Genomic DNA, 13,669 nt, shown 5'->3' with positions numbered 1-13,669 from the left:
GCCCCCAGGGACAAGACCCCCGAGGCCACCCGGGAGCTCCTGGACAAGGAGGTGCCGGGCCTTGCCGAGCTCATGCGCCTTAAGGGCCTGGCGAAAACCCCCATGGCCGCCCTCTCCCGGGGCCTTGCGGGGGTAAGGGGGAAAAGCCTCATCCTGAACCTGCCGGGAAGCCCCAAGGGGGCCCGGGAATCCCTGGAGGCGGTGCTTCCCGTCCTGCCCCACGCCTTAAGCCTCATCACCGGCAAGGCCTGGCGGGAGGGGCACCATGAGTAGGGTCCCCGAGGCCTCGGTCTTCCTGGTGGTGGACGAGGCCAAGAGGAAGGCCCGGGAGAAGGGCCTAAGGCTTATAGACCTCTCCATCGGCTCCAGCGACCTCCCGCCCCCCCTCGAGCCCCTTCAGGCCCTAAGGGAAGCCCTTTCCGACCCCAGCACTTACGGCTACTGCCTGAAAAGTTGCACCCTTCCCTTTTTGCAGGAGGCCACCCGCTGGTACCAGGACCGCTACGGGGTACGCCTGGACCCCGGCCGGGAAGCCCTGGCCTTGATCGGAAGCCAGGAGGGCCTGGCCCATCTCCTTCTGGCCCTCACTGAACCCCAAGACCTCCTCCTCCTTCCCGAGGTGGCCTACCCCAGCTACTTCGGCGCCGCCCAGGTGGCCTCCTTGAGGACCTTCCTCATCCCCTTGCGGGAGGACGGCCTGGCGGATCTCTCCCGGGTGCCGGAAGAGGTCTGGAAGGAGGCCAAGGTCCTTCTCCTCAACTACCCCAACAACCCCACGGGAGCCTTGGCGGACTGGGGTTACTTTGAGGAGGCCTTGGCCTTGGCGGAAAAACATCGCCTCTGGCTGGTCCACGACAACCCCTATGTGGACCAGGTGTACGAGGGCCAGGCCCCCTCCCCCTTGGCCCTTCCCGGGGGCCGGGAGCGGGTGGTGGAGCTCTTTAGCCTCTCCAAAAGCTACCACCTGGCGGGCTTCCGCCTGGGCTTCGCCCTGGGGAGCGAGGAGGCCATCGCCCGGCTGGAAAGGGTCAAGGGGGTCGTAGACTTCAACCAGTATGCCGGCATCCTGCGCATGGGGATCGCCGCCCTCAAGACCCCCAGGGAGGTGACCCAGGGCTTCGCCCAGGTGTATCGGCAAAGGGCCTTAACCATGGCGGAAGCCCTGAAGGGAGCCTTGGACCTCCTCCCCCCCAAGGCCACCATGTACCTTTGGGGGAAGCTTCCCCCAGGCGTGGACGACCTGGAGTTCGCCCTAAGCCTGGTGGAGCGGGGCGTAGCCGTGGCCCCGGGGAGGGGGTTCGGCCCCGGCGGGAAAGGGCACGTGCGCCTGGCCCTGGTGCAGCCCGTGGAGAGGCTTCTGGAAGCCGCCCGCATCCTAAAAGAAGCCTTGGATTGAGCCTTCTCCCTGCCCGCCAACCAAGCCGCCGCCTCCGCCGGGGCGCCCAGGACGGGGCCGCCCTACTGCCACCTTTCCTCCGGGGGAAGCCCCAAAAGGGCCCGCTTCACCTCCCCCACCAGGTACAGGCTTCCCGCCACCACCACCCGGTCCTCCAGATCAAAGGCCTTCTCCAGGGCCTTTAGGGGTTCTTCCTCCACCAGGGCCCCGGGGAAAAGGGGGAGAAGGGCCTTGGGGTCTTGGCTCCTAGGGGAAGCGTAGCGGGTGAGGACCACCGGCCCCAATCCCCCAAGGGCCTCGGCCATGGCCCGGTGGTCCTTCTCCCGGCTGAAGCCCAGGACGAAGGCGGCGGGCAGAAGCCTGTGAAAGCGAAGGGCTTCCCGCAAGGCCCAAGCCCCTTCCGGGTTGTGGGCCCCGTCCAGAAGAAGCTCTTTGCCCTTAGGCCAAGGAAGCCGCTCTAGCCTTCCCGGGTTTTCCACCCGGGAAAGGCCCCTCTCCACCGCCTCCCACCCCGCTCCCAAAAGCCTCCCCGCCACCGCCGCCAGGGCCAGGTTTTCCGCCTGGTGCGGGCCAAGAAGCCGTGTGCGGAAGGTTCTCTCCTCCCCCTTAAGCCCCAGGCGGAAGGCCAGGCCCTCCCCCAGGGCCTGCACCCCGGAAAGGGAAAAGGCCTCGCCCAGGATCCAAAGGGGGGTACCCAGGGCCCGGGCCCTCTCCCGAAGCTCCTGAAGCCCCTCCCCCCTGGCGGCGGTGAGGGCCGGCACCCCTTTCCGGAAAATCCCCGCCTTCTCCCGGGCCACGTCCCTCAGGGTGGGGCCCAAAACCTCCAGGTGGTCGGAGCCCACGTTGGTCACCACGCAAAGATGGGGCTCGGTGGCGTTGGTGGCATCAAGGCGTCCTCCCAGGCCCACCTCCAGCACGGCGAACTCCACCCCCTCCAGGGCAAAGTGCATAAGGGCAAGGGCCGTGGCCACCTCAAAGAAGCTGGCCTCCAAAGCCTCCGCGTGGGGACGGACCTCTTCCAAAAGGGCCAACAGCCTCGCCTCCGAAAGAAGCTGGCCCTGGACGGCCACGCGCTCCCGGAAGTCCACCAGGTGGGGGCTGGTGTAAAGCCCTACCCTTAAACCCGTTTCCTCCAGGATCGCCGCCAGGGCCCGGGCGGTGGTGCCCTTGCCGTTGGTTCCCCCGATGAGGGCCACGGGGTAGGCCTCCTGGGGGTGGCCCAGGCGGGCCAGGAGGGCTCGGATACGCTCCAAGCCAGGCTTCACCTGGCCCTGCCGGGCGTAAAGCCAGGCCAAGGGACCCATCTATCCTTTAAGGGCCGCCTTGCAGGCGGGGCAAAGGCCCCTATAGGTCACCTCCACCCCCCTTACCTCCAACTGGGGATAGGCCTCCTGGGCGGGGGCGAGAAGGTCGGGAAGGGGCACCTCCAGGTCCACGATCTCCCCACACCTCTCGCAGACCAGGTGCAGGTGGGGGTGCAGGTTGGCGTCGTAGCGGGTGGCCTCCCCGGCCTTGGTGATGGGGATAAGGTAGCCCTCCTCCACCAGGGCCTCGAGGGTGCGGTAGATGGTCCCCAGGCTCACCTTGGGCACCACCTTGCGCACCTCCTGGTAGATCCAGGCGGCATCGGGGTGGTTGTGGGCCTTCCTCACCACCTCCAAGACAGCCTTGCGTTGGCGGGTCAAGCGCTTAAGCGCCATCTACCCCACTATACCCCAGGCCAGGGGGAAACTCCAGCAATCCTATCGGGTTTGGGCCAAAATCTCCCGCCCGCCCTGCTCCAGCACGTCCTGGGCCAGCTCCAGGCCCAGCTCCTCGGCCTCGGAAGCGTCGCCTTCAATCTCCGCCCGGATAAAGCTCTTGCCGTCGGGGGTGAGGACCATCCCCTCCAGAAGGAGGGTGCCGTCCTCCGCCACCTGGGCCAGGGCCCCCACCGGGGCCAGGCACCCGGCCCCCAGGCCCTTCAAAAAGGCCCTCTCCGCCCGTACCCGGTCGTGGGAGGGGTGGTGGTGGAGGGCATAGCAAAGCTCCTCCGCCAGGTCGTCCCCCACCCGCACCTCCAGGGCCAAGGCCCCTTGGCCAGGGGCGGGAAGCATCACCTCGGGCTCCAGGAACTGGTCAATGCGGTTGCGCAAGTCCAACCGGATGAGCCCCGCCGCCGCCAGGATGATCCCGTCGTACTCCCCATTGCCCAAGGCGGCCAGGCGGGTGTCCACATTGCCCCTGAGGTCCTTCACCACCAGGTCCGGCCGGTGGGCCAAAAGCTGGGCCTTGCGCCTTACGGAGCTGGTGCCCACCACGGCGCCTTGGGGGAGGTCCTCGAGGCGCTTATACACCTTGCCCAAAAAGGCATCCCGGGGGTCCTGCCGGCGGGGTATGGCCGCGATCTTAAGCCCCGGGGGTTCCTCCGTGGGGAGGTCCTTCAGGGAGTGCACGGCGATGTCAATCTCCCGGGAAAGGAGGGCCTCCTGCAACTCCTTGACAAAGATGGCCTGCTCCAGGGGGCTTGCCCCCTGGTCCCCCCGGGTCTTGATGGTTTTCACCTTGAACTCCGCCTCGGGCCAGCTTTCCTTAAGACGCTCCACCACAAAGCGGGTCTGGGCCAGGGCCAAGGCGCTGCCCCGGGTTCCCACCACGATGACGCGCATACTTTCCCATACTACACGAGAACCCGGGGCCGGGCACCCCCTACTCCAGGGCCAAGCCCAAAGGATCCTGCAAAAGCGCGGCCAGATGCCGGCAGAAGCGGGCCGCCTCAGCCCCGTCTATGAGGCGGTGGTCATAGGTGAGGGCGTAGGGCATGATGAGGCGGGGCTGGAAAGCCTCCTTCTCCGGATCCCACACCGGCTTCATCTGGGAGCGGGAAACCCCCAGAATGGCCACCTCGGGCCAGTTGACGATGGGGGTGAAGCCCACCCCGCCAATCCCCCCCAGGTTGGAGAGGCTGAAGGTTCCCCCTTGCATCTCCTCGGGGGAAAGCTTCCTTTCCCGGGCCTTTTCGGAAATCTCCTGGAGCTCCTGGGCCAGGCGCAGGACCCCCTTTTGCTCCACATTCCGGATCACCGGCACCAGGAGGCCAAAGGGGGTGTCCACCGCCACCCCGATGTGCACGTAGTCCTTGTAGATGACCTCCCCCTTTTCCGGGTCCAAGGAGGCGTTGAACTTGGGGAAGGCCTTCAGGGTCAGGGCCAAGGCCTTGAGGAGGAAGGCGGTGAGGGTGAGCCTAAAGCCCCGTTCCTCCGCCCTTTTGGCGTAGCGCTTCCTTAGGGCTTCCAGCTCGGTGATGTCCGCCTCGTCAAAGTGGGTGACCATGGGCACCTGGGCCCAGGCCCGGGCCATGGCCCGCAGGGTGGCCTTGCGCACCCCGCTCATGGGCTCGGTGCGCACCGGACCCCACTGGCTAAAGTCAGGGAGCTTGGGGCTTGGGGGCGGTGGGGCCTCGAGGGCCACGGGGGGCTGGGCCAACCCCGCCGCCCGCCTCACATCCTCGGCGGTGATCCGCCCCGCAAGGCCCGTGCCCCGCACCTGGCGGAGGTCCACCCCAAGCTCCCGGGCCAAGCGCCGCACCGAGGGAGCGGCGGGGATGAGCCGGCCTTCCTCCTGCCCTACCGGGGCTGGGGCAGGGCTCGGGACCCCTGGGGAAGGCGCGGGCTGGGCCTCCTCCTTAGCCGGGGTGGGAGCCTCCTGGGACAAGGGGGCCGCCACCTCCCCCGCCTCCAGCTCCAAGAAGGGCTGCCCCGGGCGCACCTCGTCCCCCACCTTCACCAAAACCCGCTTCACCACCCCGCCCGCCTCCGCGGGCACCTCCATCACCGCCTTGTCGGTTTCCAGCTCCAAAAGGGGCTGGCCGGGGGCCACCCGGTCCCCCTCCTGCACCAGCACCCCCACCACGGTGGCCGCGCTCACGTTGTCGCCCAGTTCGGGAAGCCTTAGCTCCATCCTGCCCTCCAGAATACCCCCTACCTCCGGTGGGGCGGGGTCTCCCTTAGCTCAAGCCCCAGCTCCTTCCGCGCCTTGGCCAAGACCTTGGCCGGCACCTGGCCTTCCTCAGCCAGGAGAACAAGGGCGGCGTAAGCGATGTGCCGGGCATCCACCTCAAAGAAGTCCCTTAGGGCCTCCCGGGTATCCGAGCGGCCAAAGCCGTCGGTGCCCAGGGCGCAGAAGGGCCGGTCCAGATACCCCCTTATAAGGTTGGGCAGGGCCTTCAGGTAGTCGCTGGCAGCCACCACCGGCCCCTCGTGCCCCTCCAGAACCTCCGCCACGTAAGGCTTGCGGGCCTTGCCCAAAAGCCTCCGCTCCCTTTCCGCCTCGAGGGCATCGTAGTAGAGGGCCTTGTAGCTGGTGGCGCTCCAGACATCCGCCACCACCCCGTAGCCCTTCAGCAACTCCTGGGCCTTCGCCGCCTGGGGCAGGATGGGCCCGGAACCCAGAAGTTGGACCCGGGGGCCTTCCCCCTCCCCGGGGCGGAAAAGATAGAGGCCCTTCAGGATCCCCTCCTTCACCTTCTCCCGGGGCCCGGGCATGGGAGGGTGGGGGTAGTTCTCGTTCTCTATGGTGATGTAGTAGAAGACATCCTCCCCCTTCTGGTACATGCGCCGTAGACCGTCTTCCAGGATGACGGCGAACTCGTAGGCGAAGGCGGGGTCGTAGGCCAAGAGGTTGGGGACCGCTAGGGCGTAGACCTGGCTTTGCCCATCCTGGTGCTGCAGGCCTTCCCCCTCCAGGGTGGTCCGCCCGGCGGTGGCCCCCAGAAGGAAACCCCGGGTGCGCTGGTCGGCGGCCGCCCAGACCAGGTCCCCGATGCGCTGCAGGCCAAACATGGAGTAGGTGATGAGGAAGGGGATGGTGGGGATGCCCCAGTGGGCGTAGGCGGTGCCGGCGGCGATGAAGTCCGCCATGGCCCCCGCTTCGGTGATCCCCTCCTCCAGGATCTGCCCCTCCTGGCTCTCCTTGTAGGCGGTGAGGGTGCCGGCATCCACCGGGATGTAAAGCTGCCCCTGGGGGGAGTAGATGCCCACCTGGGCGATCAGGGCCTCCATGCCGAAGGTGCGGGCCTCGTCGGGCACAATGGGCACGATGAGTTTCCCGATCTTGGGGTGGCGCAGGAGCTTGGCCAGGATGCGCACGAAGGCCATGGTGGTGGAGATCTCCCGCCCCCCCGTACCCTCGTAGAACTCCTGGAAGAACTCCTCCCCCGGCACCTCCAGATAGCCTTCCGGCTGACCCAGGCCCCCGGTAAACCGTACCCGGCGCTCGGGGACAAAGCCCCCCAGGGCCTTCCTGCGCTCTAGGAGGTATTTCACCTCGGGGGAGTCCGGCCCCGGGTGGTAGTAGGGAAGCTCCGATAGCCTTTCCTCAGGGATGGGGATGCCCAAAAAGGAGCGCGCCTCCTTTAGGTCCTCCTCGGTGAGCTTCTTCACCTGGTGGGCCACGTTCTTGGCCATGGCGGTGGGCCCCATGCCGTAGCCCTTGATGGTGCGGGCTAGGATAACCACCGGGCTTCCCTTGTGCTCCACCGCCGCCTGGTAGGCGGCATGGATCTTCACCAAGTCGTGCCCACCCCGGCTACGGGTGAGTTCATCCAGCTCCTCGTCCGTCATCCCCGCGATGAGCCGCTTGAGCTCGGGGGTGTTGAAGAAGCGCTCCCTGAGCTCCTTGGCCCCAAAGGCGGCATAGCGCTGCGACTCCCCGTCCACCAGGGCCTCAAAGCGCCTCAGGAGGTGGCCCTCCTGGTCCTTGGCCAGGAGCCGGTCCCAGGCGGAACCCCAGACGATCTTGATCACCCGCCAGCCCGCACCCCTATACAGCCTCTCCAGCTCCTGGATGATCTTGGAGTTGCCCCGCACGGGCCCATCCAGGCGCTGCAGGTTGGCGTTCACCACGAAGATGAGGTTGTCCAGCCTCTCCCGGGCCGCCAGGTGCAAGGCCCCCACCGTTTCCGGCTCGTCGTGCTCCCCGTCCCCCAAGAAGGCCCAGACCTTGGCGGTGCTCCTGGGCTTCAGGCCCCGGTCCTCCAGGTAGCGCATGAACCGGGCCTGGTAGATGGCCTGGATGGGGCCAAGGCCCATGCTCACCGTGGGAAACTCCCAGAAGTCCGGCATCAGCCAAGGATGGGGATAGCTGGAAAGCCCCCGGCCACCCGGCACCGGAGGGTGCACCTCCCGGCGGAAGTTCTCCAGGTCCGCTTCGCTTAACCTCCCTTCCAGGAAGGCCCGGGCGTAGATGCCAGGGGAGGAGTGCCCCTGGAAGAAGACCAAATCCCGGTCCAACCCCGCCTCAGGCCCGCGGAAGAAGTGGTTGAAGCCCACCTCATACAGCTCAGCGATGGAGGCGTAGGTGGAGATATGCCCCCCGATCCCATCCGCCTTCTTGTTGGCCCGGGTGACCATCATGGCCGCGTTCCAGCGCAGGATGTTGGCGATGCGCCTTTCCAGATCCAGGTCCCCTGGGTAAGGAGGCTCCTTTTCCTTGGGGATGGTGTTGAGGTAAGGAGTGGAGAGGCGGTTTGCAGGGGTGTAGCCCTTCAGGTAGAGAAACTCGTCCAATAGGCGCAAAAGCTCCTCCACCCGGGCCAACCCCTCCACCCGGAGCACATACTCCAAAGACTCCCGCCACTCCCGGTTCTCCTCCTCCTTGAGCCGGGCCAGTTCCTCTGGGGAAAGGGCCTCTAGGGCTTCCTTGAGCACATCCTCCGTCATCTTCCCCCCTTTTGCGCAAAACTACACTACACCGACTCCTCTTCCCAGTCTGGGGCAGAGGCGACCCTTTGTCCAATAGAAAAGCCTGGGGCGTGATGATAAGCTAGCCTTATCATGGACCTGCGCCGCCTGCGGCTTTTCCTCCTTCTGGCCGAGGAAGGGAACTTCCACCGGGCCGCGGAGAAGGCCTACCTTTCCCAGCCCGCCCTTTCCCAGCACATCCAGGCCTTGGAGAAGGCTCTAGGCGTCAAGCTCCTTGAGCGCAGGCCCTTCCGCCTTACCCCGGCGGGGGAGGTGCTGCAGCGGGAAGGCAAGCGGCTGTTGGCGGAGGTGGAGGCCCTAAAAGAGCGGGTGCGCCAAGCAGGGCGGGGCCAGCCCGGGAAGGGCTACCTTGGGGAGCTCCGCTTCGGGGTGCCGGAAAACCTCCTTCCCGATCTCATGCCCCTTTTGGACCATCTGCGCCGGGGCTTGGGCCAGCCGGTGGAAATCCTGGAGATGCACACCCCTGAGCAGGTAAAGGCCCTCAAGGAGGGCCAGCTGGACTACGGCCTGGCAGGGCTTAGGGTGGAGGACCCCGCCATAGGCCAGGAACCCCTCTTGCCGGTGCCCATCGTGGTAGCCCTGCCCGAGGGGCACCCCTTGGCCTCCCGAAAACGGGTGCCCCTCAAGGCTTTGCGGGAGGAACCTTTCCTCCTCCTCCCCAAGGAGGTGCTACCGCCCCTTCACGAGGCCTTCATGGCGGTCTTCCAGCAGGCGGGCTTCACCCCTAAGGTGGTCCGGGAGGTGGCCCGGTTCTCCCAGGCGGTAAGCCTGGTGGCGGCGGGGGTGGGGGTCTACCTCACCCTGGCTCCCTACCGGGTCTTTCCTCATCCCGGGGTGGTGCTTAAGCCCCTGGAGGAAGAGGCGGCCTTGCAGGTTTCCCTCATCTACCGCACCCATCCCGCTCCCCCCAGGCTTTCGGAGGTGCGGGCACTCCTAAAGGCTTTGATCCTTTAGGCCTGAAGGCCCGGGGCCTCCGCCTCCCCCCAGGCCAGTTCCACCAGGCCGATGAGCTCCTCCACCGGCAGGCCGTAGTCGCGGGAAAGGCGCGTGATCTCGTGCCCCAGCCTTCTCAGGTGGGCCAGCTGGGAAGGGCTGGCCTCCCGTGCCAGGTCCAAAAGCCAGGAGAGAAGGGCTTCCGCCTCCTCATCGGTGAGGCCGTCGGTCAAGGCTTCGTCCTCCAGAAAGAGTGTCGCCGGGTCTTCCCTCATCGCCTCTTTAGTATCTCCTCTTGCCGCACAAAACCCAACCTGCGCACCAGGGCCTCGAGGTGGGCGGGGTCCCTGGCCGCCTTCACCTCGGCCTCGAGGCGGGCCACCCGGGCCTCCGCCTGCCGCAAGGCCTCCTCCAACCTGGCCCTTTCCCGGGCCAGCTGGTAAGCCCTAACCCCTTCCTGCCCCAGGAGGAAAAGGGCATGGGCCAAACCCAGGGCAAAGACCAGATGCAGGATACGGTAGATGGGCCGCTCCAAGGTGGGCCCATTATACCTTCTCCTTAGGGTTGGTGTAGCCTTTAGGAACCCGCGCGGTAGGGGAAGCCATTGGAACCCGGAGAAAATCCTTCCCCAGGAGGGAAATGGGGTGGATACTACCTTTTGGTGGATTTGGGTGTTGCATTTGCACACAGGGGATGTATACTGGAATCGGAAAGAAGGAGGAGCCATGCCAAGGATGAGGGAAAAGGAGAACTACCGGGCGCGGCTAAAGGCTGTGGGGTTGAGGCACACCCTACCGCGGGAGCGGATCCTGAGCTATCTGGACCGCAAAAACGTCCACCCCACCCCTGAGGAGCTTTATAACGGCCTTAAGAAGCGGGGCTACGACATCGGCCTTTCCACCGTTTACCTTAACCTCCACGTCCTGCGGGAGCACGGCCTCATCTACGAGTTCCGCGACCCCAAGGGCCTGACCCGCTACGATGGCTACACGGAGCCCCACGTGCACCTGGTCTGCACCTCCTGCGGCAAGGTGGAAGACCTCCTCTTGAAAAACCTGCCGGAGCTGGACCTTTCCCAGGCGCAAAAGGCGGCTGCCGAAAAGTCCGGCTGGGCCTTGGAGAGCTTCCGGCTGGAGTTCCGGGGGCTTTGCCCCAACTGCCAGGAGTAGGCCTGAAGGGATTCCCACCCTGCCTCCGGGCAGGGTGGGATTCTTTTAAAGGGTTTAAGCGACCTCGGTCAGCCCTTAGGCTACCTCGGTCAGCCCTTGGGCTACCTCGAGGACCGTCCGCACCCCAAAACCCGTGCCCCCTTCCGGGCCCAGGGCATGGGCCTTCTTGGCGAAGGCGGGCCCGGCGATGTCCAGGTGCACCAAGGGCACCGTCACGAACTCCGCCAGGAAAAGGGCGGCGGTGATGGCCCCACCGTACCGGTCCCCCACGTTCCTCATGTCGGCCACGGGGCTTTTCAGCTTTTCCCGGTAGGCCTTCTCCAAAGGAAGGGGCCAAACCTTCTCCCCCGCCTTCCTGGCCGCCTCCTCCACCCGTTTTTGCCAGGTTTCCTCCGTGGCGAAGAGGGCCGCGACCTCCTCCCCCAGGGCCACCACCGCGGAGCCGGTAAGGGTGGAAAGCTCCAGGATGCGTTTAGCCCCTTGCCGTTCCGCATAGGCCAGGGCATCCGCCAGGGTGAGCCTCCCTTCCGCATCCGTGTTCATCACCTCCACCGTTTTGCCGGCGAAGGTCTTAAGCACATCCCCAAGCCGGTAGGCCCGGCCCGAAACCATGTTTTCGCAGGCGGCGATGTAGCCCCGGATCTCCAGCGGCAAACCCAAAAGGGCGGCGCCCTTTAGGGCCCCCAGGACCGCCGCCCCTCCGGCCATGTCGCCCTTCATGGTGGCCATGCTCTCCGTGGGCTTTAGGGAGTAGCCGCCGGAGTCAAAGGTAAGCCCCTTACCCACCAGGTCCAGCCTTTCCCGGGCGCCCTCCGGGGCATAGCGCAGGTGGATGAAGCGGGGTGGGTTCTGCGAACCCTGGGCCACCGCCAGGAACGCCCCCATGCCCAAGGCCCGGATGGCCTCCTCGTCCAAAACCTCCACCGTTAGCCCCAAAGCCCTCAGGGAAAGGGCCGCCTCCGCCAGGGCCTCCGGGGTCAAGACGTTAGGGGGCTCGTTCACCAGGTCCCGGGCCCAAAAAACCCCTTCCGCCACCTTCCTCGCCCTCTCCAGCTCCTCTGGCCTGGCGCGGGAAAGGTGGAGGGCCAGGACCTTATCCTCCCCCTTTTCCTTGTAGCGGTCAAAGCGATACGCCCCCAGGAGGAGGCCCTCCGCCAAGGGATAGGCCTCCAGGGCTTCCACCAGGGCCTCGGGGAAGGCCAGCTTGGAAAGCATCTGGGCAAGCCTTCCCCCTGTAGCCCGGATGTCCTCGTCCAGGCCGAAAAGGAGAAAGTTCCCCTCGGAAGAGGCCAAAAGGAGGCTTTCCCCCGCTTCCCCCTTGAAGCCGGCCTCGGCCATGGCCCGGCGGAGAAACCCATCCAGGTGGGCGTCCAGGACCTGGCCTTGCGGGGTAAGCTCCCCCTTCCTGACCCACACCACCTTCAAAGGAACCTTCCCCTCCGCCAACGTGGCCTCTGTGGCATGCAAGGTGATCACGCCTGGAAGATACCATGCCCCCGTGGCAAAATGGGAGGGATGCGGCTTCTCCTGCTTTTGGCCAAACAGGTGACCCTGGGGGGCTCGGCGGCCCTCGAGGGGGTAATGATGAAGTCCCCCTGGGCCTGGGCCCTGGCGGTGCGCCTGCCCGATGGTAGGGTGCACGTGGAGCGCCATGCGGAGCCTGCCCTGGGCCAGCGCTACCCTTGGGCCCGGCTGCCCCTCATCCGGGGGGTGGTGGCCCTATGGGACGCCCTTTCCGTGAGCTACCGGGCCTTGGCCCGGAGCGCGGAACTCGTAGGGGGCGAGGAGGAGGTGCCCAAAGGGGCCCTGTGGGGCACGGTGGCGGTAAGCCTGCTTCTCGGCATCGCCCTGTTCATCGTCCTGCCAGGGTTTTTGGCCGGCCTCCTCCTGGACCCGGCCCGTCTCCCCGTCCTCTACAACCTCCTGGCAGGCCTCATCAAGGTGGGCATCCTGGTGGGCTACCTCCTCTTCATCGGGCGCATGCCCGAGATCCGGCGGTTTTTCATGTACCACGGGGCAGAGCACAAGGCCATCCACGCCTTTGAAAAGGGGCTTCCCCTCACGGTGGAAAACGTCCTGGCCCAGCCCCGCTTCCACCCCCGGTGCGGTACCACCTTCCTGGCCTTCGTCATCGTGGTCTCCATCCTGGTCTACAGCCTGATCCCCGCTCCCGAGGTGCTCTGGTGGCGGCTACTGGCCCGGGTGCTCTTCCTGCCGTTGGTGGCGGCTTTGGCCTTTGAGCTCCTCTACTTCTCCGCCCGGCACGAGGATCCCCTTTCCCGGCTTTTGCGGGAGCTGGGCTTCCGCTTCCAAGCCCTCACCGTGGCCGAGCCCACCCCGGAGATGGCGGAGGTGGCCATAAGGAGCACGGAGGCCGCCTTGGGCGAACGGGTGGTGGCATGAGGAAGACGGTCCTGGTGGCCATGTCCGGGGGGGTGGACTCCTCGGTCACCGCCTACCTGTTGAGGGAAGCGGGGTACGAGGTGGTGGGGGCCATGATGCGCTTCTGGCCCGAGGAGCCGCCCAAGCCTTCCCTGGAACTCCAGGCAGGGCGGGCCTGGGAAAGCTGCTGCACCCCCGAGGCCGCCTACGAGGCCCGCAGGGTGGCGGAACTTCTGGGCATCCCCTTCTACCTCCTGGACTACCGGGAGGCCTTCGCAGAGGAAATCCTCCAACCCTTCCTGAAGGACTACGCCAGGGGCCGCACCCCCAACCCCTGCGCCCGGTGCAACACCTTCGTGAAGTTTGGCGCCCTCCTCAAGCAGGCCAGGCGCCTGGGCTTGGACTACGTGGCCACCGGCCACTATGTGCGCCGGGAAGGGGAGGCCCTCCTGAGGGGCGTGGACCCCCGGAAGGACCAAAGCTACTTCCTCTGGGGCACCCCCAAGGAGGCCCTTCCCCACCTCCTCTTTCCCGTGGGGGGGATGACCAAGGCCGAGGTGCGGGCCCTGGCGGAAAAGGCCGGGCTCCCCACCGCCAGGAAGCCGGAAAGCCAAAACCTCTGCTTCGTGGCCGGGGACCTAAGGTCCTTCCTTAAGGAAAGACTTATGCCCCGCCCTGGACCCCTGGTGGACGCCCTCACCGGGGAGGTGGTGGGGGAGCACCAAGGGGCAAGCCTCTACACCATCGGCCAGCGCAAGGGCCTGGGGCTTTACAAGCCCCACCTGGAGCGGTACGTGGTGGGCATAGACCCCGTGGCCAACGTGGTCTACGTGGGGCCCAAGGAAGCCTGCCTTTGGCAGGGCCTGGAAGGGGAGGAGGCCAACCTCCTCGCCCAGCCCCCCGAGGAGGTGGAGGTGCAGGTGCGCTACCGCACCCCTCCGGTGAGGGCCCGGGTGGAGTCCCTAAGCCCCTTGCGCCTCCGCTTCCTGAGCCCCGTGTTCGCCGTGACCCCGGGGCAAAGCGCCGCCTTGTACCAGGGGGAAAGGCTC

General features: G+C 66.4%; 14 protein-coding genes. 6 read left to right on the top strand and 8 right to left on the bottom strand.

Annotation, left to right across the window (positions count from 1 at the left end; translation table 11 throughout):
- Both Q0693_RS10275 and Q0693_RS10270 read left to right on the top strand, forming a co-directional pair.
- A partial coding sequence (locus Q0693_RS10275; RefSeq protein WP_298631550.1) for a MogA/MoaB family molybdenum cofactor biosynthesis protein occupies nucleotides 1-273 on the top strand: 273 nt, incomplete at its 5' end.
- Nucleotides 266-1,396: an aminotransferase class I/II-fold pyridoxal phosphate-dependent enzyme gene (locus Q0693_RS10270; protein ID WP_298631547.1), complete on the top strand. Its 1,131-nt coding sequence runs from the start codon at nucleotides 266-268 to the stop codon at nucleotides 1,394-1,396. The genes Q0693_RS10275 and Q0693_RS10270, both read left to right, overlap by 8 nt.
- 62 nt (nucleotides 1,397-1,458) lie before the next feature.
- Here the strand turns inward: Q0693_RS10270 and Q0693_RS10265 are convergent, their stop codons facing one another.
- From Q0693_RS10265 to aceE, 5 genes are read right to left on the bottom strand one after another with little or no spacing between them, the layout of a single operon-like run.
- Nucleotides 1,459-2,700: a folylpolyglutamate synthase/dihydrofolate synthase family protein gene (locus Q0693_RS10265; RefSeq protein WP_298631544.1), complete on the bottom strand. Its 1,242-nt coding sequence runs from the start codon at nucleotides 2,698-2,700 to the stop codon at nucleotides 1,459-1,461.
- Nucleotides 2,701-3,096 carry a transcriptional repressor gene (locus Q0693_RS10260; protein WP_243029959.1) on the bottom strand — a complete coding sequence of 132 codons (396 nt, stop codon included), beginning with the start codon at nucleotides 3,094-3,096 and terminating at the stop codon, nucleotides 2,701-2,703.
- Between the two features lie 42 nt (nucleotides 3,097-3,138).
- Entirely contained in the window at nucleotides 3,139-4,044 is a 906-nt protein-coding gene (gene hemC / locus Q0693_RS10255) for a hydroxymethylbilane synthase (protein WP_243028781.1), read from the bottom strand.
- 40 nt (nucleotides 4,045-4,084) lie between these two features.
- Nucleotides 4,085-5,335 (bottom strand): 2-oxo acid dehydrogenase subunit E2, encoded by a 1,251-nt coding sequence (locus Q0693_RS10250; RefSeq protein WP_298631540.1) that lies wholly within the window; start codon nucleotides 5,333-5,335, stop codon nucleotides 4,085-4,087.
- A 20-nt stretch (nucleotides 5,336-5,355) separates the two neighbouring features.
- The gene (gene aceE / locus Q0693_RS10245; protein ID WP_298631537.1) at nucleotides 5,356-8,094 is read right to left on the bottom strand and encodes a pyruvate dehydrogenase (acetyl-transferring), homodimeric type; all 2,739 of its coding nucleotides are present in this window, start codon (nucleotides 8,092-8,094) and stop codon (nucleotides 5,356-5,358) included.
- A gap of 114 nt (nucleotides 8,095-8,208) precedes the next feature.
- Here aceE and Q0693_RS10240 point away from each other — a divergent pair, with 114 nt between their 5' ends.
- The gene (locus tag Q0693_RS10240; protein ID WP_298631532.1) at nucleotides 8,209-9,090 is read left to right on the top strand and encodes a LysR family transcriptional regulator; all 882 of its coding nucleotides are present in this window, start codon (nucleotides 8,209-8,211) and stop codon (nucleotides 9,088-9,090) included.
- Here Q0693_RS10240 and Q0693_RS10235 read toward each other — a convergent pair.
- Nucleotides 9,087-9,344, bottom strand: coding sequence for a hypothetical protein (locus tag Q0693_RS10235; protein WP_243029967.1), 258 nt, complete (start codon nucleotides 9,342-9,344; stop codon nucleotides 9,087-9,089). The genes Q0693_RS10240 and Q0693_RS10235 overlap by 4 nt on opposite strands.
- Entirely contained in the window at nucleotides 9,341-9,604 is a 264-nt protein-coding gene (locus tag Q0693_RS10230; protein WP_243029968.1) for a septum formation initiator family protein, read from the bottom strand. The genes Q0693_RS10235 and Q0693_RS10230 overlap by 4 nt, the downstream gene beginning before the upstream one ends.
- A 190-nt stretch (nucleotides 9,605-9,794) precedes the next feature.
- On the opposite strand from Q0693_RS10230, the gene Q0693_RS10225 reads away from it, so the two are divergent.
- A complete protein-coding gene (locus Q0693_RS10225) occupies nucleotides 9,795-10,238 on the top strand; it encodes a Fur family transcriptional regulator (RefSeq protein ID WP_243029970.1) in 444 nt (147 codons plus the stop codon).
- Between the two features lie 75 nt (nucleotides 10,239-10,313).
- Here Q0693_RS10225 and Q0693_RS10220 read toward each other — a convergent pair whose 3' ends face one another.
- On the bottom strand, nucleotides 10,314-11,714 hold the full coding sequence (locus Q0693_RS10220; RefSeq protein ID WP_298631524.1) for a leucyl aminopeptidase: 1,401 nt from the start codon (nucleotides 11,712-11,714) through the stop codon (nucleotides 10,314-10,316).
- Between the two features lie 39 nt (nucleotides 11,715-11,753).
- On the opposite strand from Q0693_RS10220, the gene Q0693_RS10215 reads away from it, so the two are divergent.
- Nucleotides 11,754-12,641, top strand: a complete 888-nt coding sequence (locus Q0693_RS10215) for a DUF1385 domain-containing protein (RefSeq protein ID WP_298631521.1) — start codon at nucleotides 11,754-11,756, stop codon at nucleotides 12,639-12,641.
- Nucleotides 12,638-13,669 (top strand): tRNA 2-thiouridine(34) synthase MnmA (mnmA, locus tag Q0693_RS10210; protein ID WP_298631518.1); only part of this gene is annotated, 1,032 nt, incomplete at its 3' end. The genes Q0693_RS10215 and mnmA, both read left to right, overlap by 4 nt.

Origin of the sequence: uncultured Thermus sp. (genome assembly GCF_938010445.1) — a bacterium.
GTDB lineage: Bacteria > Deinococcota > Deinococci > Deinococcales > Thermaceae > Thermus > Thermus altitudinis.
This window is presented reverse-complemented; position numbering and strand designations above follow the sequence as displayed.

Bases quoted from the DNA above. Each gene is read 5' to 3' on its own strand.
- Q0693_RS10240 (WP_298631532.1), top strand. From the start codon at position 8,209: ATGGACCTGCGCCGCCTGCGGCTTTTCCTCCTTCTGGCCGAGGAAGGG.
- aceE (WP_298631537.1), bottom strand. From the start codon at position 8,094: ATGACGGAGGATGTGCTCAAGGAAGCCCTAGAGGCCCTTTCCCCAGAG.
- Q0693_RS10270 (WP_298631547.1), top strand. From the start codon at position 266: ATGAGTAGGGTCCCCGAGGCCTCGGTCTTCCTGGTGGTGGACGAGGCC.
- Q0693_RS10225 (WP_243029970.1), top strand. From the start codon at position 9,795: ATGCCAAGGATGAGGGAAAAGGAGAACTACCGGGCGCGGCTAAAGGCT.
- Q0693_RS10250 (WP_298631540.1), bottom strand. From the start codon at position 5,335: ATGGAGCTAAGGCTTCCCGAACTGGGCGACAACGTGAGCGCGGCCACC.
- Q0693_RS10215 (WP_298631521.1), top strand. From the start codon at position 11,754: ATGCGGCTTCTCCTGCTTTTGGCCAAACAGGTGACCCTGGGGGGCTCG.
- Q0693_RS10260 (WP_243029959.1), bottom strand. From the start codon at position 3,096: ATGGCGCTTAAGCGCTTGACCCGCCAACGCAAGGCTGTCTTGGAGGTG.
- Q0693_RS10235 (WP_243029967.1), bottom strand. From the start codon at position 9,344: ATGAGGGAAGACCCGGCGACACTCTTTCTGGAGGACGAAGCCTTGACC.
- hemC (WP_243028781.1), bottom strand. From the start codon at position 4,044: ATGCGCGTCATCGTGGTGGGAACCCGGGGCAGCGCCTTGGCCCTGGCC.
- Q0693_RS10265 (WP_298631544.1), bottom strand. From the start codon at position 2,700: ATGGGTCCCTTGGCCTGGCTTTACGCCCGGCAGGGCCAGGTGAAGCCT.